Below are 23,339 nucleotides of genomic sequence, written 5' to 3'. Positions count from 1 at the left end.
TAGTCGCGCTCTAAGCCCAGTCACGGGTTATGACATTGCGTAAGCGTCACCAACTTGTAACCCTTAAGAAAGCCCAACTCACAGCCTGACAGCTCAAGAAATTGCAACAGAAATGCCAATCATGAACCCTCAATCAAAAATCGCACTGTACTACCATTTCGCACCTATAGATGACCCACAGGCCGTTGCCCTGTGGCAAAGAGAGCTCTGCAAACGACTGGGGCTGACCGGTCGGATCATCATCGCTGAACACGGCATTAACGGTACGGTTGGCGGGCCGATTCGGGCGGTCAAAGAGTACATCAAAAACACTCGTGGCTACCAGGGGTTCAACGACCTTGAAGTGAAATGGTCTGACGGCGGAGCCGAAGATTTCCCACGCCTAAGCGTCAAGGTTAAACCCGAATTAGTAGCCTTCGACCGTCCCGAGGAAATCAAAGTGGCCCCGGGCAACACAGTGCTTGGAACCGCCACGCATCTGACCCCACAAGAAGTCAATGAACTGGTCGCTGCCAAAGAAGCCGAAGGCCGCCCGGTGACCTTCTTTGACGGACGCAATAAATACGAAGCCGAAATCGGCAAATTCAAGGACGCCGTCGTCGCCGATGTTACGACCACACGTGACTTCATCGCCGAATTAGAATCCGGCAAATACGATCACCTCAAAGACCAGCCGATCATTACCTATTGCACCGGCGGCATCCGCTGCGAAGTGCTGACCGTGCTGATGGCTAACCGAGGTTTCCAAGAGTTGTACCAAATTGACGGCGGCATTGTCCGTTACGGAGAAGCCTACGGTGACGACGGGCTATGGGAAGGCTCACTGTATGTCTTCGATGACCGGATGACGCTAAACTTCTCGGATACTCCCAAAGTCATTAGCTCATGCCAGTTGTGTAACACCCCCACCGCCCAGTTACGCAACTGCACCGATCCAGGATGTAAAACTCTGGCTGTGATCTGCGATGACTGCCACGAATCGCACCCCGAACGCGTGTGCGAAACCTGTGCAACTAAGGCGACGGTGAATCAGTAATGCATCCTGCACCGGTTGCCAATGTTGCAGCCATTACCGCCCTGGCCCAAGACCTGACCTCCGCCGGGTACACCACGACCAACGTTGCCAAGCTGCTTGGACACACCGCCACTGCCGCCCTTGAACGCGAACAGGTTATTCCTGCGCGCCAAGCATTGGTTGAACCGCTGGCCCAGGGCAATCGCCTGGCCGGGTTGATCAGTTGTTTCATGCTGGCAGATCCCATCAGCACAGCACAGGCCGAACAGCTCTTTGCCACACTAGGGCTTGATGGGGCATTGGCGCTCAATATTGTGCGGTTGACCAATGACGACGACGTCGTTGCCACCGTGGATCTGTCGGCTTATGCCACCGATCATCCCGGAGACATGTGGGTGGCCTCAGACCAAACCGCGTTGCAACTGGGCCAGCCATTGCCGGCCGAACATATCTTGGGGGTCGGCAAAGCATCGATAACCCTGGCCGAAATCACCCCGCGCCATAACGTCACCACAGCCCTTGATATCGGCACCGGTTGTGGGATTCAGGCCCTGCACCTGCTGACCCACGCTCGACACGTGACCATCACCGACATCTCCCAGCGCGCCCTAGATTTCGCCGTCTTTAACATTCTGCTCAACGCCGCGGTGCTCGAAGTCGACCCGAAGAATCTTCGCGACCGGGTCACCGTGGTGGCCGGCAACATGTTGGAACCGGTTGCCGGCCAGCACTTTGAACTGGTTGTTACCAATCCGCCGTTTGTTATCGCACCGGCGTCATCGACCACCACCCACACCTACCGTGAAACCGGCCACACCGGCGATAAGTTGGTCAAAGAACTCATTGCATCCATTGACACCGTACTGACCGATGGCGGACAGGCCATGATGCTGGCCAATTGGGAAATGTTCGGCCAGGACGACTGGCATGCCCGCCTGGCGACCTGGCCGTCGGCGACCATGGACATCTGGGCGATCCAACGGTCCAGCTCCGATCCGGCACAGTATGCCGAGATCTGGTTGCGCGACTCGTCGGAACACCTCAACCCACAGGCTTATGCACAGGCTTATGCCGCATACCTGGCCGATTTCACCGCACGCGGCGTGACCCAAATTGGCTTTGGCTGGGTGTGGTTACGCAAACGTGCCAACACCCCGCCGTTACACCGGTTTGAATACCTCACGGCAATGGTTCATCAACCCGTGGCACGCGCCTGGTCCACATCGGTGACTCGTCATGACGCCGTTGCAACCAAAACATCCCACTGGGCGTTGGCAGACACACACCTGGTAGTTCCAGATTGGGTAACCTATGAGCAATACCAGCGCTTTGGGGCCGAACACCCCGAGGTTCTGATGGCAAAATCCGGGACAGGTTTTGGCCGACATATCCGACTCGATACCGCCACAGCTGCCGTGTTGGGCGCCTGCGACGGCGAACTGACTGCCGGCCAGCTGACCGCAGCTGTGGCAGGATTACTGGAGCTAGATGATACCCAAACGGCTGCGCTGCAAGACGAAATCACCGCGTTATACGTTGACGGATTTCTGGAAGTATTCGAGCATGGCAGACCAACGGGTTAGATTAGTGTTGAAGAAGCTGTAGTGAAAAGGAGCCACGTGAGCGCAAAAAGTTCTGCAACGACCAATGGTGATACCACCAAATTGGTTATCGTGGAATCCCCGGCCAAAAGCCGATCCATCGCCAAATTCCTTGGTGAGGGCTGGATTGTTGATTCCTCTGTAGGTCACATTCGCGACCTACCCCGCCCATCTGATCTGCCCACCGACATGAAAAAGGGCCCCTACGGCAAATTCGCAGTAGACACCGAAGACGGTTTCGAACCCTATTATGTGGTTGCAGACGATAAGAAAAAGAAAGTCGCAGAACTTCGCAAAGCGCTCAAGACCGCCGACGAACTCTACCTGGCAACAGATGCTGACCGGGAAGGCGAGGCGATTGCCTGGCACCTGCTTGAGGTGCTGAAACCCAAAGTCCCGGTCTACCGCATGGCGTTTACGGAAATTACCGAAGAGGGTATCCAGCGTGCCCTAGAAAATATTCGCGAACTCGATACCGATCTGGTAGATGCCCAGGAAACCCGTCGCATCCTCGATCGGCTCTACGGTTATGAAATCTCCCCGGTGCTGTGGCGCAAAGTCGGCCCCGGGCTATCGGCGGGTCGTGTACAGTCCGTGGCCACCCGCCTGGTTGTGGAACGCGAACGCGAACGCATGGCTTTTGTGCCGGCGTCGTACTGGGATCTGACCGCAGATTTTGTGACCGACGACGAAGAATCCTTCACGGCCAAGCTTTCGGCCGTTGATAATATTCGGGTGGCCACCGGTCGAGATTTTGACGACGAAGGGCAGCTGAAATCCAAGGCTGAAGTTGTTCACCTGGATCAGTCTTCCGCCCAGTCACTGGCCACGGGGCTGGCAGCTACCGAATTTGCGATCACCTCGCTTGAGGACAAGCCATATCGCCGTCGTCCGGCAGCACCGTTTACCACCTCGACCCTGCAACAGGAAGCCTCGCGGCGTCTGCGGTTCACCTCGCGGGTGACCATGCAGGTGGCCCAGCGACTGTATGAAAATGGGTACATCACCTACATGCGTACCGACTCGGTTGTCTTGTCCAGCCAGGCGATTTCGGCGGCCCGTCAGCAGGCCACCGAACTCTATGGCGGCCAGATGGTGCCGGATAAACCGCGCTATTACGCCTCCAAGAATGCTTCTGCACAGGAAGCTCACGAAGCGATCCGCCCGTCCGGGGACTACTTCCGGACGCCGTCAAAAGTCAAAAACTCGTTGACCGCCGACGAGTACCGGCTCTATGAGCTGATCTGGAAACGCACCGTGGCCTCGCAGATGATTGATGCCACCGGATACACGGCCACCGTGAAAATTGCGGGCACCTCGGCCGAAACTACTCCGCGGGTTGCCGAGTTCTCTGCCTCGGGCACCGTGATTACCGTACCCGGGTTCATGAAAGCCTATGAATCGGATCAGAAATCTGTGCCGGGTGAAAAACAAGAGCGCGACGACGCCCGCCTACCCGATATGGGTGAAGGCCAGATCTTGGAGGCCCGTGATCTTGAAGCCGACGGCCACGAAACCACGCCACCGGCTCGCTACACTGAAGCCTCGTTGGTCGCCGAATTAGAAAAACGTGAAATTGGGCGCCCATCAACGTATGCCCCAACCATCTCCACGATTCTGGACCGCGGCTACGTGCGTAAACGCGGCTCAGCACTGGTACCGTCCTGGATAGCGTTTTCGGTAATCCGGCTGTTGGAAGAACATTTCGCCCGTTACGTGGACTACGAGTTCACCGCCCGCATGGAAGATGACCTCGACCAGATTGCCGCCGGCCAGATGGATCGCCGCGACTGGTTGGAAGGCTTCTACTTCGGGCAGGCTGAATCAGCTCAGGGCCTGAAGCACACCGTGGAAAACCTGGGCGATATTGACGCTCGGGCCATCAACTCGATTCCAGTTGCCGAGGGGATCACCCTACGGGTGGGACGCTACGGCCCGTACCTGGAACAGACCCCGGGGGCTGATGCCCAAGAGGGCGAGGACCCCAAGCGCGCCAACGTCCCCGAAGAAATGGCGCCGGATGAGCTCACGGCAGCCCTCGCCGTCGAAATGATAGAAACCGCCGGGCCCTCTGAACGGCTCCTGGGTACTGATCCGGAAACCGGTTATGAAATTGTTGCCAAAGATGGCCGCTATGGACCCTACGTCACCCAAATTATTCGGGACTTCACTGAAGAAGAAATCCAAGCGTATAAAGACGCCCAACCTGATGAGTATTACAAAAACGGGCGGAAGAAACCTAAAAAGGCCCCGAAGAAGCCCAAACCTAAAACTGGGTCCTTGCTCAAGGGCATGGAGATTGCAACCATGACCTTGGACGACGCGCTGAAGATTCTGTCGCTACCACGGAGTCTGGGTGTGGCCGCCGATGGCGAAGAGATCACCGCACAAAACGGTCGCTTTGGCCCGTATTTGCGCAAGGGCTCGGACTCGCGATCACTGGAATCCGAAGAGCAGCTATTTACCATCACGCTTGCGCAAGCCGAGGAAATTTACGCGCAACCCAAACAGCGACGGGGCAGGGGTCAAGCCAAACCGCCGATTGCCGAATTCGGCAATGACCCGTCGTCGGGCAAGAAAGTCGTGATCAAAGAAGGCCGATTTGGCCCTTATATTACCGACGGCACCACCAACGTGACCGTGCCCCGCGGTACCGCCCCAGAACAGATCACCGAGGGCCAAGCCTTCGAACTGCTCGCCGAGAAACGGGCCAAAGGCCCCGTCAAACGAACGAAGAAGAAGTAGCATAACCATGCGTCTGGGAGTCCTGGACATCGGATCAAATACGGTCCACCTATTACTGGTGGATGCGTTTCCCGGAGCACGCCCAACCGCGTACGCCGACCATAAACGTCCGATGTCGCTGATCGAACACCTTGATGACGACGGTGCCATCACCCAAGAAGGCCAGCGCAGCCTGATCGAGTTTATTCACGGAGCCGTTGCCTTCGCTAAGGCCAATGATGCCGCCGATATGATCAGTTTTTGTACCTCGGCCATTCGTGATGCGGCCAATGGCCCCGAGGTACTCGAACGTATTACCGAAGAAACCAGGGTGCATCTCACCGTGCTATCGGGCGACCAGGAAGCCGCGATGACCTATTTCGCGGTGCGGCGCTGGCACGGTTGGCACGTGGAAAATCTGTTGAATTTTGATATCGGTGGCGGCTCATTTGAAATGTCTTTTGGCACCGATGAGTTGCCCACCACCGCCGTATCTGTGCCGCTGGGCGCTCAGCGGCTGACCCGAGAATTCTTCCCGGACCCCGATCCGCCCTCAGCACAGCAGGTCGAAACCTTAGACGACTACATCTATTCGGTGTTAAAAAAATACCGGAAGATGTTTCCGAAAAAGCTCCCGGATAATACGGTGGTCACCGGTACATCAAAGACCTTCCGCTCGCTGGCCCGCGTCGCAGGGGCTGCGCCATCGACTGACGGGCTCTTTGTGCCGCGCAAACTGCGAGCCAAAGACCTGCTGATGTGGAACCAGACCATGGCACTGATGACCGAAACCCAGCGCGCCCAGCTGCCCGGGGTCTCTGACATTCGTGCCCGTCAGGTATTAGCCGGTGGCATGGTGGCCCAGGCCGCCATGAAAATATTTAAGGTCAAAAAGCTCAGCATCTGCCCGTGGGCGCTACGTGAGGGCCTGATCCTGGGGCGCTTGGACGCCCTACGTGTTCAAGGACGTGTTGCGCAGACCAAGGACAGTGCCAGGGTGGAGGGCGTAGACTTGACCTCGGATGACCAACGGCCCGGATTCTCACTAGGAGTAACAGGTGGCTAGACCAGAAATCCCGGTGACACTGTCGTCGTCGTCGATCTTTTCTCTACCACCCCAACACGTCTTTGCCATGGCAGATGACCTCGGCTATGACGGTGTTGAAATCATGATCACCCAGAACCGGTGGACCCACGACCCCACCAAGCTCGATGACCTGGCCCAGCGGCACTCCATGCCCATTCACTCGATCCACGCCCCAACCCTGCTCTTTACGCAACAGGTCTGGGGCTCCGCGTGGACCAAAGTCGCCCGCGCAGCCGACCTGGCGCGCGAACTGGGGGCAGAAATCGTCGTCGTGCATCCACCCTTTCGCTGGCAAGGCTCCTATGCAACCGATTTTGCCGACGGCATTCGCGACATCATGCAAGCCACCGGGGTGACCATTACGGTGGAAAACATGTACCCGTGGCGAGTCAGCGGCCAAGAAATTAAAATGTATCTGCCCCACTATGATCCAATCCCACAGGACTATGACCATGTCACCTGGGATTTCTCGCACGCGGCAACCGCCAAAATGGATTCGCTACGAGCCATCAAACTGCTGGGTTCGCGGCTAGCACACGTCCACCTGACCGATGGGGCCGGCTCACCGGCCGATGAACACCTGCTGCCCGGCCACGGCAATCAACGCGTGGTGGAATCGCTACATTATCTGGCCGAAAGTGACTACGACGGCGCCGTGTGTATCGAGGTATCCACGCGCGGCCAACAATATCCGGGCCACCGCGAAGAAATGCTGGCCGAAGCACTGGCCTTCACCCGCAAACATCTGGCACGCAACCCAGCAACCCAAGGAGAACAACACTAGTGCGCATCAGCTTTATTGGTTTAGGTCATCTCAACTCTGCGATCGTCGCCGGCCTGTTAGCCGAAGGCTACGACCCCGAAAACCTGATTGCCACCACGCATTCGGAAGCCTCCGCTGCCTCCCGGCGCGAAGCATTTGGTATCTCGGTGACAGCAGAGCAAAACAACCCGGGAGCCAATGCCCAGGCGGTGGCTGATGCCGACATCGTGGTGCTGGGGGTCAAACCATTCCACATCGTGGAGACCGCACAAGGGTTGGCCGATGCGCTGCGTTCCGACACCGTGGTGGTTTCGGTGGCTGCCGGCACCACACTGGCCACGCTGACTTCGGTGTTGCCCGAAGGCCAACCCGTGGTGCGCACGATGCCCAACGTCGCACTGACCGTTGGCAAAGGTGTGGTGGGCCTGGCACGCGGGACCACCGTTACCGATGCACAGGTCACCCAGGTTGAACAACTCTTCGCCGCATCGGGCACCGTGTTCCAACTGTCCGAAGACCAGCTCAATGCGCTGGGCGCGTTGGCCGGCTCCGGACCGGGATACGTCTTCCGATTCGTCAATGCCCTTGCTGCCGCCGGCGTGGAATTGGGGCTGGAAGAACAGGTTGCCCAGGAACTGGCCCGTCTGACAGTGGTTGGCGCCGGCGCAATGTTGGACCACCACGACGCCGATCCCAGCGCACTAGAAGACTCGATTGCTACCGAAGGCGGCACCACGCAGGCCGCACTAAATTCGATGGACGCCAACGGGTTCAATGACCTGATCATCAAGGCACTGCAGGCCAACGTCGCCCGTTCCGAAGAACTCGGCGCTTAGCGTTCAAGATCCTCCAGCGCGCTTCGAGCCGCGTTATAGCCGGCCATCCCGTGCGCCCCGGCGCCAGGGGGCGTGGCCGCAGAGCACAGATATGCTCGCGTTGAACCCAACCGGTACGGGTTCAGTGCCGGACGTGGACGGAACAGGAGCTGATCTAGGGAATTGGCGCCCGAAACGATATCCCCACCCACAAAGTTGGGGTTATCTGCCTCCAGGTCTGCGGTGGTGCGCGAACTGTGCGCCACAATGCGCTCGCGCACGCCGGGCGCAAAACGTTCCAGCTGACGGATAATTAGTTCGGTGGCGTCGTGCGGATATCCGGCGGGCACATGCGCATACGCATCAACCGGGTGAATATTATGGTGCGCCCGAACCGGATCGGCCACCGATTGCTGCCCCACCAGCACAAAGGGATTAGGCGGCATCCTGCCCTTGGAAATCTGTGCTTCGACGACGGCGATCTCCGCAAACGATCCACCTACGTGTACTGTGCCTGCTTGACGTGCCGGTTCATACAGCCACGGGATACCACCTTCTACCGCCAAACTCACCGGGGCGGCTGCTGGCCCGTACCGGTAGCGGCGCAACCCAGACGCGATACGATCCGGCACCGCCGAACCTAGGATGTCTGCGGCTGCCGCCGGACCCGTATTGAGCATCACAATATCTGCGGTGGGAACATCAGCCAACGAACTGATATGGGCATCGGTGACCACCGTGGCGCCGTAGTGGTCTAAGGCCTTGAGCATCGCATCCACAATCGCCTGCGAACCACCTTTGGCCACCGGCCAACCCACCGCGTGTGCTGCTGCTAACAGGGTCACCCCAATGGCTGAAGACCCCAGCGTGTGAAACGGTTGAAACGCGTGGGCGGCAACCCCGGCGAATAATGCCTGAGCCTCAGCTGTCCGGAAGGCTTTGGCCAACAGACTAACCGGCAGTCCTGCACGCATACCAAAGCGCGTAAATCCAATGGGCGACTGCGGAAACTGCAGCATGGGCTGAACCACGTCGTTAGACAGTTTGGCAAAATGCCGTGCCAGGGGACCAAACAGCACCTGCCAAGCAGGATCGCCCAGCTGTTGACCGGTGTGTTCAATCGAGCGGTAAGCCGCCGCCCCGCGCCCATAGTCCAACGGGTGAGCATACTGAATTGCTGGCAGTGCCCATTCCAAACCGAAGCTATCCAACTGCGCGTCCAACACGAATGCGTTATTGACCGACAGCGGGTGAAATCCAGCGCAATGGTCATGTAAGATTCCCGGCAGCGTGGCCTCAACCGAACGAGCCCCGCCACCTGGGATCGCGTTGCGTTCATAGACGGTGACTTCAATCCCCGCCTTGGCTAACGTCACTGCTGCCGCTAATCCATTGGGGCCTGAGCCGATCACATTGGCAGTCACCATAAAACGTTTCGCCTTCCGTGGATGCTAAATCCGCTTGGCAAAGTCATCGACCCTATCTGTCGGACCTGCCACGAGCATATTGGTACCTTCCGGGAGTTTGGTATCCATGGAAATATTTTGGAACTCCGTATCGGCTTCATAGGCCACGAGTGTCACCCCGTAGCGTTCTTTCAACCGTAATTCACGCACCGAACGATTCGCCAGTACCGCCGGCACCGAAATAATCGCCAGAGCATAATCGGGAGCGAATTCCGTGAAATTCCGCATCGTGCCACTGAGTAGATGCGCGGTGCGCTCACCGGCTTCTTGTTCCGGATAAATCACATGTTTTGCACCAATGCGCTCCAAGATTTCACCGTGCGAGCGCGTAATGGCCTTGGCCCAAATATTCGTGATTCCCAAATCCACCAAATTCGCCACGGTCAGCACCGAATTTTCAACCGACGTCCCAATGCCGACGACAACGGTCTCAAATTGATCCGCACCCACCTGCTTGAGCGCCGTGATGTCCGTTGCATCGGCTTGCACAATGGTGGTGAAGGCATCCGAAAAGTGCTGGACAATGTTCCGATCCTGCTCCAGTGCCATGATTTCGCGTCCCAACTCCGTCAATTCGCGAGCCAGAGCCGAACCAAAGCGGCCCAGCCCAATCACTAATACCGGAGAATCTAATGGTCTAACCAATGATCGGCCTTTCTGTTGGGAAACGGTATAACGTTTTTTGTTGACGGATCGTCAAACCCGTGGCAAAAGTAATGGTACCCACGCGCCCAATGAACATCACCGCGACCAAGATCCACTTGCCGGCATCGGGCGCACTGGCCGTCAACCCGGTGGAAAGCCCCACGGTGCCAAATGCTGACAGCACCTCGAACAGTGTGGCTCCTAAATCAGCGCCAGTCACCCAGGTCAACAGCACCACGGCGGTCAATACGACGACGCCGCCGGCCATCAGCACGGCCACCGCCACCCGGATGATCGTCACCGGCAACTCCCGCCGGTGTACGCGGATATGCTCGTCACCGCGAATCTCGGTCACGATCGCCAAGAGTAGCACGGCCAGTGTGGTGACTTTGATGCCACCGGCTGTTGAACCGGAACCGCCACCGATGAACATCAACACGTTGGTTACCAGTAACGTCTGATCCGTTTGGGCGGTCACCTCGTAGGTATTGAACCCGCCCGACCGTGTCATGCCCGAGGCAAACAGTGCGTTATGTAGTTTATCGACCGTACTCATCGGTCCCAGGGTCGCAGGGTTATTCCACTCAAAGATTGCCAACACCACGGCGCCACCAAACAAGAGAATTGCCGTCATTTCCAAGGTGAGGCGGGTGTGCAGATTCATTCGAGCTTTGTGAAACACCATCCGGTAGAGCATGTACACCACCGGAAAGCCCAGCGCGCCAGCAAAGACGCCAATGTTAATCGTCGTCATGATCAGCGGGTGTGACAAACTGGTGGCGTCCAGGACAAATCCGGCATTCGAAAATGCCGAAACCGAATAAAATACCGCGTGGAAGACCCCTTCACCAACCCCAAGTGACCGCACAAAAACCGGGAGCATCACCAGCGTCAGCAGCGCCTCAATCGATAACGTCACCACGAAAACGGTCAGCAACAGGGCCGGGACTTCACCAAGTTTTGACACGCCCAGCGATTCAGTCGATAACAACCGGGTACGCAGGCTCAACCGTCGCGAGACCACCAGCGTCAACCAGGCACCCAGGGTTACGATCCCCAACCCGCCGGTTTGAATAGCCGCAAGAATCACAACCTGGCCAGCAAAAGAATAAAATTCCGGATCCTGTGAGGTTAGCCCGGTCACGGTCACCGCAGAGGTGGCCGTGACCGCCGCATCCACCAACGACATCGGCTGGTGATTGGCCGAAGCCCACGGCAGCGCCAACAGTGCGGTGAACACACTGATCACAAGCACAAAAGCGGACACGGCCGCCCGAGCCGGGTGGCCAGTAAGAACCATGGTAAAGGCGCGCCAGAATCGCACTGCACCGCTGCTTTGGCGGTGCAGTCGAGCGCCGGGGGAGTAACGCGACTGTTTCACTGGTTACATCTTCCTCGGAAAAGGCCCCAATCACCAGTCTTGGGCGCATGTGTTGGGACCCCACCGCTTCACAATCCTTGGTTTAGATCCCTTTGATAACCCAACAACCTACGCTAGTTGGTGATGGAAAACACAGCTGGACTCCGTAGCGCTCTGGTATGGGACGACGCGTTTTTGAATTATCGCTTCTCTGATGCCCACCCGATGAATCCAGTGCGCCTAAAACTCACGCACCGCTTAGCCAAAGCCCTAGGGGTCTTAGATTGCAGACGCCTTACTGAGCTCAAACCGCCCGTGGCCACCGACGCCGAACTGGCCACTGTGCATTCGATCGAATACATCGCGCAGGTCAAAGCCGCATCACGTGATGCCGAAACCCCCAACACGGCATCCAATGGCAACCTTGCTCGAGTCTATGAGGCCATTGGGTTGGGCACCGAAGACTGTCCGGTCTTTGCTGAACTGCACACTTCATCAGCTCGCATCGCCGGTGGTACCCTGGCCGCAGCCAAGGCCATCTGGAATAACGAGATCGATCGTGCCGTAAACTTTGCCGGCGGCATGCACCACGCGCAACGGTCCGCTGCCTCTGGATTTTGTATTTATAACGACGCTGCCCTGGCCATTCAGTGGATGCTAGATCAGGGTGCCGAACGGATCGCCTACGTCGACCTCGACGCCCACCACGGTGACGGCGTTGAACAAGCCTTCTGGAATGATCCACGCGTGTTGACCATTTCCGTTCACGAAACCGGTCTGCTGTTGTTCCCCGGAACCGGTTTTGCCAAAGATATTGGTGGCACCGCAGCAGAAGGTACAGCAGTCAACGTTGCCGTACCCGCCTCGGTTTCAGACGCCGGGTTCTTACGGGCCGCTCACGCCGTCGTCCCGAAATTATTGAGCGCATTTCAACCCCAGGTGCTGGTGAGTCAACACGGTGCCGATGGTCACCGTCATGACCCGCTGACTGATTTGAATCTTTCGATCGACGGCCAGCGCCAGCTGATGCTGGATGCTTCGGACTGGGCCGAAGACTTTGCCGGTGGCAAATGGTTAGCACTGGGCGGGGGAGGGTACAGTCCGATGAAAGTTGTGCCGCGAGCCTGGGCGCACCTGGTGGCAATTGTGGCCGACACGCCGATTCCGCCCCGCACAGAAATTCCGCAGGAATGGCGCGAACTGGCCGCCCAAGAGCTTGGTATCGAAGATATTGCTGATGTTGTGACGACTATGTCCGATGATGCTGACGTGTGGTGGCGTTCCTGGGAGGTCGGATATGATCCCGCCGATGCGATCGATCAATCGATTATGGCGACCCGTAAAGCGGTGTTTCCATTTCATGGATTGGATCCGTGGTTCGATTAATGAACGCTTGCAACCCAAGCTGTAAGCTATTATTAATGTTTAATGGTGGTTGCCGCCTTCACTTTGAACTTCCCCTCAGGCTAAAACCCCGTCCTTGAGGGAACGTTAAAGGAGTAATAACCGTGGCGGAGAGTTTCGCAAATGCCAAATTCATGACGGTCACTGAGGTTGCCGACATGATGCGTGTATCACGTATGACCGTATATCGGATGATTCACGCTGGTGAACTGCCGGCTGTTCGGTTTGGACGTTCCTACCGTGTGCCGCAAGAAGCGGTGCAAGCCATTGTCTCCGATACGGATGCGGCCACCGGTACCGACGAATAACCCACCAGAATTTGTCACAATATAAAGCCGCCTCTTGCAGGCGGCTTTATGTTTAGCACAGCGAAAGAAGCCTTCAGTGGACCTGAAACTGCTGACCAAGCCGCAATGCCACTTGTGCGCTGCCGCCAAGCAGACCATGGACGAGATCACGTCTGAATACAACATCGGTTGGCAAGAGATCTCGACCACCGATCATCCCGAATTGGCTGAACAATTTGCCGAAGAAATTCCGGTGCTGTTTATTAACGACAAACAACGGGACTTTTGGGTGATCGACCCGGCACGTCTGCGGCTGATGATTGAAGCCGGACTGGAATCATGACGCATCAGCCTCAGGCCAAAAAACTATCGACGCGCACACTGTCTCGACTGCCCCAATACTTACACTATTTGGATGCCTTACGAGCAGCGGGGATTGCATATGTAACCTCTGCGCAGCTTGCCAAAGCCCTGGGATGTTCTGATGCCCTTACCCGCAAGGACGTGGCGGCTCTGGGCCACAGCGGTCGCGCAGGGCTTGGCTACTCGGTGGACGCGCTACGCTACACGATCGCTCATATCCTCGGGGTGACCAGCGGCCGGCGCGTGCTATTAGTTGGCGCCGGTAATCTGGGGGCGGCACTGATGTCCTATGAAGGCTTTGGCGACCGCGGCATGCACATCACCGCGGTGGCCGATAGCGATCCGGCCAAGATCGGCACAACCATCAACGGGTACACGATTGTGGATATTCATGACATCGGCACCGACCACGATATGGAATTAGCCATTGTGGCGGTGCCGGGAAGTGTCGCACAGGAGGTTGCCGATATCCTGGTCGATGCCGGGATCACCGGGATCCTGAATTTTGCGCCCCGCAGACTTCAGGTTCCCGACCATGTCAAGATACAAACCGTAGACCTATCTGCAGAATTGCAGATTTTAGCGTTTCATCGCGATGGGGCGTCCGGGTAAGCACGTTTTGCGGCTTTCTGCCAGGCCTTGCGTCGGAAGTATTCGGTGGATGAGGGAAGCCACGCAAAGACGATCCCAACAATGCCCAGCACAACAGCCAGCGCAGAGAACGTGCCAGATAATGGTGTGACAAAACTGAGGCTCAACAGCGACAGCACCGCAAAGATAGTGCCGATGATGCGTGCTGAGCGCCAACCATGTCGTATCCCCAGTGCCACCAGAACATACATGATCATAACGATGACCGCTTGGCCAATCATCGCCGCGCTCATCATCGGAGAATTCAGGTAGGCCTCGACACTTTGAAATGGTGCCTCGGACAGCATCGGACCAAGGATACTTTCCAACAGGGCAAGGTCTTCATCACTGTAGCCACGGTTAGGCAGCGGAACCGTAACCACAATGGATAACACATACGCAACCCCGGCAACGATGATGGACCAAAATGCGGTGTTGACGGATTTTGCTCGGGCCGGTTCTTTAGCCATATCCGGGTGGAGCTGTGGTCCACCCAACGGCTGACCATATGGGGCACCTGGCTGTTGAAAACCGGGTTGACCATAGCCTGGTTGCTGATACCCAGGATATTGGCCACTAGTCGGCGGTTGAGTGCCACCCTGGGGCCCGTATTCTGAGGCCCCGTGTTGTGGCTGACCCTGAGGACCATACTCGGACGGATTTTGTGCACCCGGCGATTGCGACTGGTATTTTTGCTGGTATGCAGCCAGCTCGTCACCGGTTAACCGCACACCATAGTCTGGCTGCTCTTTGGGCTGATTGTCGTTCATCACAGGCCTTTCAATAATTTCTTGTCTCCATCCTAACGACTCCTCAGGCCTCAAGAAGTCACTGGCCGGAGCAAAATTCTTACCCGGTAGCTTAAGCATCATGTGCCAGGGGGCCTTCGGCCAAAGGGTTGGTGAACTCTATGCAAAAATAGCCGGTATGACAGTTAGCGTGCATCTGGTTCGCCACGGCGAAGTATTTAATCCTGACAAGGTGCTCTACGGCCGTCTTCCTGGGTTCGGACTCTCAGCACTTGGTCAGCAGATGGCTCAAGAACTTGCCGACGGTTGGAACCAGACACCGGCCATCCTGGTCTCATCCCCGCTGCAGCGCGCTCGAGAAACCATCGCCCCGATGGCCAAAAAATTTGACCTCGACGTGCGCCTAGAATCCCGTGTACTCGAAGCAGAAAATAAATTTGAAGGCCTCTCTGACATGCGCCGTCGCTTGCGCAGCCCGAAACTGTGGCCGTTGGTCCTCAACCCCCTGCGCCCGTCGTGGGGCGAACCGTATGCTCAGCAAGCAGCCCGCGTCGCTGAGGCAATCCAAGATCTGCGCGATGAGCTCATGACGACGTACGGGCCGGGCTCTTGCGCAATTGTGGTGTCTCACCAGCTGCCCATCTGGGTGACCCGGCTCTCGGCCGAGGGCAAGCTGCTGGCACACGACCCGCGTCGTCGTGAGTGCTCATTGGCATCTGTGACAAGTTTCGAATTCACACCTGGACAACGTATTCCAACCGTGCATTACACCGAACCGGTTGAACACCTGAGCAAACAAGCCGCCGCGTTACCGGGCGCCTAAACACTCAGGAACTACTCAGTAACCGGAATTAGAATCTAGCGCGGTATTTGAAAGGGAAAACTTGTGAGCAATAAGACGTCACGCGCACTGATCGGCCTAGCCATTGCCGGGGCGGCATTGCTAACGGCGTGTGCATCGGATGACCCGCTGGCCGCCCAGGCAGGAAACTCCGGTGGTAAAAACTACATTGCCGGAGATGGCTCCGTTATGGAACTCGCCGTTGAAGACCGGGGTGAACCTGTAGAATTTTCCGGTCAGACATTCGACGGTGACACCATCTCCACCGAGACGCTAGACGGTCCAGTCCTGGTGAACTTCTGGTACGCTTCCTGTGCGCCTTGCCGTGTAGAAGCCCCCGACTTAGCGAATCTGAGTCAAGAATTCAGTGACGATGTTACCTTCGTGGGTGTCAATGTGCGCGACGTCGCAGAAACGGCCGCAGCCTTTGAACGCAACTTCAACATCCAATACCCCTCGATTGAAGGTCGTGACGGCAAAATTTTGCTCGACTTCGCCGACTACGTACCACCACAGGCCGTTCCCACCACACTGATTTTGGATGACGAAGGCCGCGTGGCCGCTCGTGTTCTAGGCTCCGTGGAACATTCCACGTTGAAATCACTGCTGACCGGTGTGGTGGATGAATGAATAACCCCTTCGCCGAGATAGCCCTCGATGGGTCCATGTGGCTTGCCATGCCCGTGGCCGCTCTCGCCGGGCTGGTTTCTTTTCTCTCGCCGTGCGTGCTTCCGCTAGCACCCGGGTATCTCGGCTACGTGTCCGGCCTGTCCGGTGCCAGTGTCCAAGACACTAAACGCGGTCGCATGCTCATCGGCACCACCCTGTTTGTGCTGGGATTTACCGTCGTCTTTGTAACCGCGGGACTACTGCTGGGTCGAGTATTTATTTGGCTCAAAGGTGACGGCCAATGGCTCACCCAGGTGCTGGGCGGCGTCGTGATCATTATGGGCGTTGTGTTCATGGGCGGGCTGTCATTTTTCCAGCGGGACCGCAAAATTCAGTACCAACCCAATGCAGGACTGTGGGGCGCCCCACTGCTGGGAATGATCTTTGGGCTGGGCTGGGCTCCATGCATCGGCCCAACCATGGCTGCGGTCATTGCCATGTCGAGCGCGGGTACCGATAACCTGTGGCGCGGTGGCGTGCTGGCCGTGGTGTACTCGCTAGGCTTGGGCATACCGTTTATTCTGCTGGCCCTAGGGTTCTCACGCGGGATGAAACGGCTGGCGTTTTTCCGCAAACACCGCCTATTTATTATGCGTGCCGGCGGGGTGCTGCTGATTTTGCTGGGACTGGCCATGGCCACCGGGCTATGGACTGACTGGGTCAATCAGCTGCAAAGCTGGTTCGCTAACGAGGTGACACTTCCAATTTGAGTACCCAACAACCCACCCTACCCTCGTTAGGATTCCGCGGCACCCTGCGATTTATCTGGAACCAGCTGACCAGCATGCGAACCGCGCTGATGCTGCTGTTACTGCTGGCGGTAGCTGCCGTGCCCGGGTCGCTGTTCCCCCAGCGTCGCGCCGGTGCCGACGTCGTTGAAACCTGGATCGAAGATAACCCTACCCTGGGGCCCATTATGGATGCCCTGGGGATGTTTGATGTGTATTCTTCCCCGTGGTTCTCGGCAATCTATCTGCTGCTGATGGTTTCGCTGGTGGGCTGTTTATGGCCGCGCGGACGCCAACACCTCAAAACCCTGCGCCAACCACCTGCCCGCACCCCGCGCAACCTGAAACGACTACCCGAATACGGCCAGCTGGTCTTAGAAACCAACGGTCCCACCCCGGACGAAGCCCTGGTGGATGCCGAAAAGATTTTGAAAAAAGCCGGCTACCGAACCCAATTGCGTGATGGTTCAGTTGGTGCTGAACGCGGCTACACCCGCGAAATTGGCAATATTTTATTCCACTTTGGCTTACTCGGCGTCATCGTGTTCATGGGGATCGGCGGGCTGTATAAATACGAAGGCCAGAAGATCATTGTCGAAGGTGAAGGGTTTACCAATAACCTGGTCTCCTATGACTCCTTTACGCCCGGCACCGCGTTTTCTGAAGACCGACTGCACCCGTTTTCCATTGCACTGGAAGACTTCGACGTCGTATTTGATCGCGAATCTGAATCGCACTACGGCCAGGCACTGGATTACACCGCAGCCATGCAGGTGACCCCGGCACCGGGTGCCGAAACATACGCCGACGAGATCAAGGTCAATGACCCGCTGACCATCGACGGGGTGCGCATCTTCTTGGTGGGTAACGGGTACGCGCCAAATATCACCGTGACCGATGGCAATGGCGACGTGGCCTATTCTGGTCCGGTCATCGCCCAGATCCAGGATCCTAACGTCAACAGTTCGCTGGTTGTACTCAAGGTGCCGGATGCTCGCCCCGAACAGCTGGGCTTTGTTGGACTGTTCCTACCGACGTCGTATACCGGTGACGACGGCGTGGCAATCTCGATCGACCCGGATGCCTATAACCCTGAACTGATTTTGAATTCGTACTACGGTGACATCGGCCTGGATTCGGGTGTGCCACAAAATGTCTATGTGCTCGATACCGACACCATGACCGAGTTGAACTCGCGCGATAATGACAACGGTGGGATCACCCTGGGTGTTGGCGACACCTACGAGCTGCCCGATAACATGGGTACCATCACGTTCGACTCGTGGGACCGCTACATCGGGCTAGACCTGCACTACGACCCCTCCAAATGGGGTGTCGCAATCTTCGCAAGTCTGGCACTGGTGGCCCTGGTCATCTCACTGTATGTGCGCCGTCGTCGTGCCTGGGTCAAAGCCTATGCACAGGATGGTCACACGGTGATCGAATACGGTCTGCTAGCCCGCGGTGAGACCTTTGGGCTGCGCGATGAAAACATTAAGCTTCGTCAATCATTTGACAACACTTGGCCGGTCATCCCGCCAGACACTTCGGAGGACTCATGACACCCGTCAACGAAACGCTGGCATCCTACAGCGAATTGTTCATGCTCATTGCCGCACTGATCTACCTGGTGGCGTTCCTGTTCTTCTCCTGGGACATGGCCACCGCGTCCCAGTCGATCCGTAAACTCGAGGCCGAACTCCAAAGCGAAAAGGCCAAAGAGCTCGTCGGAGCCGGGGGACCGAGCGTCACCGAGCGCACGCCGGCACCTCAGTTGGTGTCCGATGACATGGAATACACCGATTCGATCAAACGCCCGGCGGCCAATATTGGGGTGGCGATTATGACCATTGCAACCCTGGCCCATGCATTTGCCGTCGTCGCCCGCACAGTCGCCGCCTCGCGTGCACCGTGGGGCAACCTGTATGAGTTCATGACCTCGGGGGCCCTGGTCATCGCGATTGTTTACCTGGTGTTTCTATTGCGCAAGGACCTGCGCTTTGTGGGAACATTCGTCTCCGGTGTGGTCCTACTGATGATGATTGCCGCAACCATTGGCTTCCCAACGCCGGTGGGCAACGTGCAACCGGCACTACAATCCTGGTGGCTGATCACCCACGTTTCGGTGGCCGTGATTGCCACCGGAATTTTTTCGCTCACCTTTGCCATGTCGGTACTGCAGCTGATCAAACAGCGTGCCGAGAAAAACAATGCGGTCACCGGGTTCATGCGCCTGGTACCGTCGTCGTTGGCGTTAGAAAACTGGTCGTACCGACTCAACGCGATCGCTTTTGTAATGTGGACCTTCACCCTGATCGCCGGGGCCATTTGGGCAGAACAGGCCTGGGGCCGGTACTGGAACTGGGACGCCAAAGAAGTCTGGACGTTTGTGATCTGGGTGATCTACGCCGGCTACCTGCACGCGCGTGCGACCCGCGGTTGGACGGGGACCCGTTCAGCCTGGTTGAACATCACCGGGTTCTTGGCCCTGGTGTTCAACTACACGATCGTGAACATGTACTTCCCGTCGCTGCACTCCTACGCCGGATTCTGACCGTTCGGTGAATCCGTGTCATCATCCGTGTCTGAATCGTTGTTGGGCTTGAGCTGTTCTTCACGACGTCGAAGTTCTTCTTCGCGCTTGCGCAATTCCTCGGCCTTTTTCTGCTGGGCGCGTTGAATGTCGAGTGAGCGCAGGAAGTCGTCGTCGTCATCGGGTCTCGTAGGACGAGCCGGACCAGAGGTTTTTTTGAAACCCTGTACGGTGGACGCCAAATACGAATTTTGGTTCCCGAATAACAGCCACAGCACACCACCGACCAGTGGAATCAGGATAATGACGACAATCCACACGCCCTTGGGCATGATGCGCACCCGAGAGGACGGTGTCGAAATCGCCTCGATGAGAGCGTAAATCATGACACCGACGGATACGAGGATCAGTGGAATGAGCAAACGTGGCATATTTCCTATCTTACGAACTTGGCAGGCAGAACGCACACCGAAGCCGGAATGGAGACTGACATGAAATTTTGGATGTATACCGCCCTGCGGTTCTTATTATTTGGGGTCGGCTTTTTTATTACCGTATTCCTGACCGACAACGTGTTCTACGCACTGGCCGTGGGCCTGGTGGTCGGATTTGCCCTGACCTACCTATTTACCCCAAAACTGCGCCAGGACGCCTCCCAAGATCTGATGCGCGCCCTGGATTCGCGCAAGCGCAATAAGACCGCCGTGGACGACGCCGACGCCGAAGACGCTTATACCCAGGGCCGGTTTGCTGATCCCCAAGACTTACAACGCAATGCCGAGGGTGAACAAAATGGCGTAGAGGATGCCAAATAATCCGGTCATTTTCAGCACCGGTATCAGCGCACCGCGTTCCTTTGCCTCCAGCATGATTAACGATGGGCGCAGCGAAATGACCAGCAGGATCAGCATCAGCCACATCCACGGGTACTCGCGCACGAAAAACAGTGGTGCGGCCACAGCGACTGCCAGCATGACCGGATACGACCAGCGGGCTTTCGTATCGCCCAAGCGAACAGCCAGGGTGCGTTTGCCGGCCTGCCGGTCGGTGGGGATATCACGAACATTATTGGCCATCAGCAGGGCGGTGGAGACCAACCCGGTGCCGACCGCACCGGCCCAGGCCAGACCGGATAGCTGCCCGGCTTGGGTATAGGTGGTCCCCAGCACGGCGACCAGCCCGAAGAAAATGAACACGAAAATTTCGCCAAGCCCCAAATACCCGTACGGGTTCTTACCACCCGTGTAGTACCAGGCGGCCACGATCGCGGCCACCCCAACCAGGATCAGCCACCAAGCATTCGCCCACAGGGTCAGTGCCAGCCCTGCGACGGCGGCCACCCCATAGAACGTGAACGCCATATTGCGCACCGTGACAGGTGCTGAAGCCCCCGACCCGGTAATACGAAACGGGCCGACCCGATGATCATCGGTGCCCCGAATCCCATCGGAATAATCATTGGAGTAGTTCACCCCGATCTGCAGGGCCAAAGCCACGATCAGCGCCAGCAGCGCCTTGCCAAGGTGGAAAGATCCAAGCTGCGCTGCGGCGGCGGAACCGACCACGACCGGGGCGATGGCCATGGGCAGAGTGCGTAAGCGGGCGGCTGCCACCCACTGGGAAAACGAAGCCAATGCTATTCCTTTGTTAACCATTTTGTCAGAGTGATGCGGTCCGGTTTGCCGTTTTCTAACATCGGCAACGCGTCGAGTCGCAACCACGTTTTTGGTACCGCCGGTGCACCCATGGCGCTGCGCACGGCATCGGCCAGGACCTGTTCGGAAACATCTCCGGTGACGACGGCGGACACCCGGTGGCCCCATGCAGCATCCGGAATCCCGGTGACGAATGCTTCGGGCACCCAGCGCTGCAGTACCTGTTGTATCTTAGCCGCTGACACCTTCACCCCGCCGGTATTGATGACATCATCTAACCGGCCGTGCACTGCAACGACGCCGTCTGTCACGGTCCCGTAGTCATCGGTCAGATACGCGCCGTCAACAAAATGCGCGGCAGTGAGTTCTGGGTTGTCAAAGTAGCCGGCGGCGACCATCGGACCGGTAATACGCAACCGGTCGACCCCGTTGTGGGCGATCGTATCGACGGTGACACCGGGTAGCGGGACGCCGTCATATACGCACCCGCCGCAGGTTTCTGACATCCCGTAGGTCCGATGCAGGTTCAAACCGTAGCGTTTTGCGGCTTCAGTAATGCGTTCGGGAATTGCCGCGCCGCCGACCAGAATTGCCGAATACGACTGGAGTGCAGCTATCGCGGCGTCGTCGTCCAATAGGCGCAGCATTTGGGTTGGTACCAGGGAGACGGCGGTGAACTCGTGGTCCAGCTGGTTGGTGCCGGCGATAAACTCCGCCGGGCTAAAACCCGGATCGATGGTCACCGGTACCGTGCCGGCCTGCACACAGCGGGACACTACAGCCAACCCGGCAACATACTGGGTGCCAACCGCTAACAGCCACTGGCCTTGACCGCCGATGCGTTGGGCGGTGGCCTCAGCTGAGGCTGCCAGTCCGGAGGCCGTCAACAGCGTTTGTTTGGGGGTTCCGGTGGACCCGGAGGTCCGCACGACGGCGATGGCCTCCGGATGGCCGCGGATTGGGTCGGTGATATCGGGACGTTCGATGACGCCGTGAGCAGTCGTCTCGAACGGGATGCCGTATTGCAGAGCGTGATAAGCGTCCATTAGAAGTAGTACGGGAAATTCGACCAATCTGGATCGCGTTTTTCTAAGAACGCGTCGCGTCCTTCAACCGCCTCGTCGGTCATGTAACCCATCCGGGTGGCTTCACCGGCGAAAACCTGTTGACCGGCCATACCGTCGTCGGCGAGGTTGAATGCGAATTTCAGCATGCGGATCGCCTGCGGTGATTGGGCGTTAATATCGGCCGCGTATTCCAGCGCCACGTTTTCCAGGTCTTGGTGGTTGACCGACTCGTTGATCGCATTCATCGCCAACATATCGTCGGCAGAGTATTCGCGGGCGGTGAAGAATATTTCTCGAGCACGCTTCTGACCGACATGACGGGCCAGCAGTGCTGAACCGTAGCCGGCGTCAAAGGAACCCACGGTCGCATCGGTTTGTTTGAATTTGCCGTGTTGCTTGGAGGCCAGGGTCAAATCGGCGACGACGTGCAGCGAATGTCCACCACCGGCCGCCCAACCATTGACCACAGCAATGATCACTTTGGGGCTGGTGCGCATTAAGCGCTGAACTTCCAAAATGTGCAGCCGGCCCGCCCGTGCAGGATCTACGGATTCGGCGGTCTCGCCCTCGGCATAGCGGTAACCGTCACGGCCACGGATTCGCTGGTCTCCGCCCGAACAGAATGAATGGCCGCCGTCCTTGGCAGACGGGCCGTTGCCGGTGAGTAACACCGTGCCGACGTCGGAGGTCATCCGCGCGTGATCAAGGGCCCGGTACAGTTCATCGACCGTGCCGGGACGAAAAGCGTTGCGCACCTCCGGGCGGTCAAAAGCAATACGCACGGTGCCCAGATCGCGCACCCAATGACCATCGGTGTCACGTTCTACGTGGCGGTGATACGTAATGTCTTGGAAATCGAAACCTTGGACTTCACGCCACAGCTTCGGCTCAAAGATATCGGAAACTTTTTCGGGGACAGGGTAGGTACTCACATCGC

Annotated in this window: 24 protein-coding genes; 16 read left to right on the top strand and 8 right to left on the bottom strand. The window is 57.5% G+C overall.

Going from position 1 to position 23,339, the window contains the following annotated elements; all coding sequences use genetic code 11:
* Positions 1-121 precede the first annotated feature (121 nt).
* From trhO to proC, 6 genes are read left to right on the top strand one after another with little or no spacing between them, the layout of a single operon-like run.
* Positions 122-1,036: an oxygen-dependent tRNA uridine(34) hydroxylase TrhO gene (gene trhO / locus K8V32_RS02190; RefSeq protein ID WP_303902185.1), complete on the top strand. Its 915-nt coding sequence runs from the start codon at positions 122-124 to the stop codon at positions 1,034-1,036.
* Complete coding sequence (locus K8V32_RS02185; RefSeq protein ID WP_303902183.1) at positions 1,036-2,598, top strand: DUF7059 domain-containing protein; 1,563 nt, start codon at positions 1,036-1,038, stop codon at positions 2,596-2,598. Before trhO ends, K8V32_RS02185 begins: the two co-directional genes overlap by 1 nt.
* Before the next feature lie 36 nt (positions 2,599-2,634).
* Positions 2,635-5,361 carry a type I DNA topoisomerase gene (gene topA / locus K8V32_RS02180; RefSeq protein WP_303902180.1) on the top strand — a complete coding sequence of 909 codons (2,727 nt, stop codon included), beginning with the start codon at positions 2,635-2,637 and terminating at the stop codon, positions 5,359-5,361.
* Positions 5,362-5,368: 7 nt separating this feature from the next.
* Positions 5,369-6,406, top strand: a complete 1,038-nt coding sequence (locus K8V32_RS02175) for a Ppx/GppA family phosphatase (RefSeq protein ID WP_303902177.1) — start codon at positions 5,369-5,371, stop codon at positions 6,404-6,406.
* Complete coding sequence (locus K8V32_RS02170; protein WP_303902174.1) at positions 6,399-7,211, top strand: sugar phosphate isomerase/epimerase family protein; 813 nt, start codon at positions 6,399-6,401, stop codon at positions 7,209-7,211. Before K8V32_RS02175 ends, K8V32_RS02170 begins: the two co-directional genes overlap by 8 nt.
* A complete protein-coding gene (gene proC, locus K8V32_RS02165; protein WP_303902171.1) occupies positions 7,211-8,026 on the top strand; it encodes a pyrroline-5-carboxylate reductase in 816 nt (271 codons plus the stop codon). Before K8V32_RS02170 ends, proC begins: the two co-directional genes overlap by 1 nt.
* Here the strand turns inward: proC and K8V32_RS02160 are convergent.
* Genes K8V32_RS02160 through K8V32_RS02150 form a run of 3 tightly spaced genes read right to left on the bottom strand, consistent with a single transcriptional unit; the run spans position 8,023 to position 11,497 of the window.
* Positions 8,023-9,432, bottom strand: coding sequence for a phytoene desaturase family protein (locus K8V32_RS02160; RefSeq protein WP_303902168.1), 1,410 nt, complete (start codon positions 9,430-9,432; stop codon positions 8,023-8,025). The genes proC and K8V32_RS02160 overlap by 4 nt on opposite strands.
* A gap of 24 nt (positions 9,433-9,456) precedes the next feature.
* Positions 9,457-10,116, bottom strand: coding sequence for a potassium channel family protein (locus K8V32_RS02155; RefSeq protein ID WP_303902165.1), 660 nt, complete (start codon positions 10,114-10,116; stop codon positions 9,457-9,459).
* Entirely contained in the window at positions 10,109-11,497 is a 1,389-nt protein-coding gene (locus K8V32_RS02150) for a TrkH family potassium uptake protein (RefSeq protein ID WP_303902162.1), read from the bottom strand. The genes K8V32_RS02155 and K8V32_RS02150 overlap by 8 nt, the downstream gene beginning before the upstream one ends.
* A 123-nt stretch (positions 11,498-11,620) precedes the next feature.
* Between K8V32_RS02150 and K8V32_RS02145 the strand changes: the two genes are divergently transcribed.
* The 4 genes from K8V32_RS02145 (at position 11,621) to K8V32_RS02130 (ending at position 14,142) form a co-directional block, all read left to right on the top strand.
* A complete protein-coding gene (locus K8V32_RS02145) occupies positions 11,621-12,862 on the top strand; it encodes an acetoin utilization protein AcuC (RefSeq protein ID WP_303902159.1) in 1,242 nt (413 codons plus the stop codon).
* 152 nt (positions 12,863-13,014) lie between these two features.
* On the top strand, positions 13,015-13,188 hold the full coding sequence (locus K8V32_RS02140; RefSeq protein ID WP_524536674.1) for a helix-turn-helix domain-containing protein: 174 nt from the start codon (positions 13,015-13,017) through the stop codon (positions 13,186-13,188).
* A 76-nt stretch (positions 13,189-13,264) separates the two neighbouring features.
* Positions 13,265-13,510, top strand: a complete 246-nt coding sequence (locus K8V32_RS02135; RefSeq protein WP_303902156.1) for a glutaredoxin family protein — start codon at positions 13,265-13,267, stop codon at positions 13,508-13,510.
* Positions 13,507-14,142, top strand: coding sequence for a redox-sensing transcriptional repressor Rex (locus K8V32_RS02130; protein ID WP_303902153.1), 636 nt, complete (start codon positions 13,507-13,509; stop codon positions 14,140-14,142). The genes K8V32_RS02135 and K8V32_RS02130 overlap by 4 nt, the downstream gene beginning before the upstream one ends.
* On the opposite strand, the gene K8V32_RS02125 is transcribed toward K8V32_RS02130, so the two are convergent.
* Positions 14,118-14,930 (bottom strand): YybS family protein, encoded by an 813-nt coding sequence (locus tag K8V32_RS02125; protein ID WP_303902150.1) that lies wholly within the window; start codon positions 14,928-14,930, stop codon positions 14,118-14,120. The two genes, K8V32_RS02130 and K8V32_RS02125, sit on opposite strands and share 25 nt — an antisense overlap.
* Positions 14,931-15,087: 157 nt before the next feature.
* Here K8V32_RS02125 and K8V32_RS02120 point away from each other — a divergent pair, with 157 nt between their 5' ends.
* The 5 genes from K8V32_RS02120 to ccsB all read left to right on the top strand — a co-directional run bounded on the left by K8V32_RS02120 (position 15,088) and on the right by ccsB (position 19,701).
* Positions 15,088-15,732, top strand: coding sequence for a histidine phosphatase family protein (locus tag K8V32_RS02120; protein WP_303902147.1), 645 nt, complete (start codon positions 15,088-15,090; stop codon positions 15,730-15,732).
* Between the two features lie 63 nt (positions 15,733-15,795).
* Entirely contained in the window at positions 15,796-16,380 is a 585-nt protein-coding gene (locus K8V32_RS02115; protein WP_303902145.1) for a TlpA family protein disulfide reductase, read from the top strand.
* On the top strand, positions 16,377-17,129 hold the full coding sequence (locus K8V32_RS02110) for a cytochrome c biogenesis CcdA family protein (protein WP_303902141.1): 753 nt from the start codon (positions 16,377-16,379) through the stop codon (positions 17,127-17,129). Before K8V32_RS02115 ends, K8V32_RS02110 begins: the two co-directional genes overlap by 4 nt.
* Positions 17,126-18,709, top strand: a complete 1,584-nt coding sequence (gene resB / locus K8V32_RS02105) for a cytochrome c biogenesis protein ResB (protein ID WP_303902138.1) — start codon at positions 17,126-17,128, stop codon at positions 18,707-18,709. The genes K8V32_RS02110 and resB overlap by 4 nt, the downstream gene beginning before the upstream one ends.
* A complete protein-coding gene (gene ccsB, locus K8V32_RS02100) occupies positions 18,706-19,701 on the top strand; it encodes a c-type cytochrome biogenesis protein CcsB (RefSeq protein WP_303902136.1) in 996 nt (331 codons plus the stop codon). Before resB ends, ccsB begins: the two co-directional genes overlap by 4 nt.
* Here ccsB and K8V32_RS02095 read toward each other — a convergent pair.
* A complete protein-coding gene (locus tag K8V32_RS02095; protein ID WP_303902133.1) occupies positions 19,686-20,111 on the bottom strand; it encodes a PLD nuclease N-terminal domain-containing protein in 426 nt (141 codons plus the stop codon). The genes ccsB and K8V32_RS02095 overlap by 16 nt on opposite strands.
* Positions 20,112-20,171: 60 nt before the next feature.
* On the opposite strand from K8V32_RS02095, the gene K8V32_RS02090 reads away from it, so the two are divergent.
* Positions 20,172-20,495: a DUF4229 domain-containing protein gene (locus K8V32_RS02090; protein WP_303902130.1), complete on the top strand. Its 324-nt coding sequence runs from the start codon at positions 20,172-20,174 to the stop codon at positions 20,493-20,495.
* Here the strand turns inward: K8V32_RS02090 and K8V32_RS02085 are convergent.
* Genes K8V32_RS02085 through K8V32_RS02075 form a run of 3 tightly spaced genes read right to left on the bottom strand, consistent with a single transcriptional unit; the run spans position 20,445 to position 23,334 of the window.
* On the bottom strand, positions 20,445-21,314 hold the full coding sequence (locus tag K8V32_RS02085) for a 1,4-dihydroxy-2-naphthoate polyprenyltransferase (RefSeq protein WP_303902127.1): 870 nt from the start codon (positions 21,312-21,314) through the stop codon (positions 20,445-20,447). The genes K8V32_RS02090 and K8V32_RS02085 overlap by 51 nt on opposite strands.
* Before the next feature lie 2 nt (positions 21,315-21,316).
* Positions 21,317-22,381: an AMP-binding protein gene (locus tag K8V32_RS02080; RefSeq protein WP_303902124.1), complete on the bottom strand. Its 1,065-nt coding sequence runs from the start codon at positions 22,379-22,381 to the stop codon at positions 21,317-21,319.
* Positions 22,381-23,334: a 1,4-dihydroxy-2-naphthoyl-CoA synthase gene (locus K8V32_RS02075; RefSeq protein WP_303902121.1), complete on the bottom strand. Its 954-nt coding sequence runs from the start codon at positions 23,332-23,334 to the stop codon at positions 22,381-22,383. Before K8V32_RS02075 ends, K8V32_RS02080 begins: the two co-directional genes overlap by 1 nt.
* Between the last annotated feature and the right edge of the window lie 5 nt (positions 23,335-23,339).

The sequence above is a fragment of the Enteractinococcus helveticum genome (assembly GCF_020742345.1).
Classification (GTDB): domain Bacteria; phylum Actinomycetota; class Actinomycetes; order Actinomycetales; family Micrococcaceae; genus Yaniella; species Yaniella helvetica_A.
The sequence above is the reverse complement of the archived record's forward strand: the minus strand, read 5'-3'. Positions and strand labels throughout refer to the sequence as shown.

What these genes read in the sequence shown, in the direction of transcription:
- K8V32_RS02175 (WP_303902177.1), top strand. Translation starts at nt 5,369, where the DNA reads ATGCGTCTGGGAGTCCTGGACATCGGATCAAATACGGTCCACCTATTA.
- K8V32_RS02080 (WP_303902124.1), bottom strand. Translation starts at nt 22,381, where the DNA reads ATGGACGCTTATCACGCTCTGCAATACGGCATCCCGTTCGAGACGACT.
- K8V32_RS02160 (WP_303902168.1), bottom strand. Translation starts at nt 9,432, where the DNA reads ATGGTGACTGCCAATGTGATCGGCTCAGGCCCCAATGGATTAGCGGCA.
- K8V32_RS02120 (WP_303902147.1), top strand. Translation starts at nt 15,088, where the DNA reads ATGACAGTTAGCGTGCATCTGGTTCGCCACGGCGAAGTATTTAATCCT.
- K8V32_RS02145 (WP_303902159.1), top strand. Translation starts at nt 11,621, where the DNA reads ATGGAAAACACAGCTGGACTCCGTAGCGCTCTGGTATGGGACGACGCG.
- K8V32_RS02095 (WP_303902133.1), bottom strand. Translation starts at nt 20,111, where the DNA reads ATGCCACGTTTGCTCATTCCACTGATCCTCGTATCCGTCGGTGTCATG.
- ccsB (WP_303902136.1), top strand. Translation starts at nt 18,706, where the DNA reads ATGACACCCGTCAACGAAACGCTGGCATCCTACAGCGAATTGTTCATG.
- K8V32_RS02185 (WP_303902183.1), top strand. Translation starts at nt 1,036, where the DNA reads ATGCATCCTGCACCGGTTGCCAATGTTGCAGCCATTACCGCCCTGGCC.
- K8V32_RS02110 (WP_303902141.1), top strand. Translation starts at nt 16,377, where the DNA reads ATGAATAACCCCTTCGCCGAGATAGCCCTCGATGGGTCCATGTGGCTT.
- K8V32_RS02140 (WP_524536674.1), top strand. Translation starts at nt 13,015, where the DNA reads ATGACGGTCACTGAGGTTGCCGACATGATGCGTGTATCACGTATGACC.
- K8V32_RS02130 (WP_303902153.1), top strand. Translation starts at nt 13,507, where the DNA reads ATGACGCATCAGCCTCAGGCCAAAAAACTATCGACGCGCACACTGTCT.
- K8V32_RS02090 (WP_303902130.1), top strand. Translation starts at nt 20,172, where the DNA reads ATGAAATTTTGGATGTATACCGCCCTGCGGTTCTTATTATTTGGGGTC.
- trhO (WP_303902185.1), top strand. Translation starts at nt 122, where the DNA reads ATGAACCCTCAATCAAAAATCGCACTGTACTACCATTTCGCACCTATA.
- K8V32_RS02125 (WP_303902150.1), bottom strand. Translation starts at nt 14,930, where the DNA reads ATGAACGACAATCAGCCCAAAGAGCAGCCAGACTATGGTGTGCGGTTA.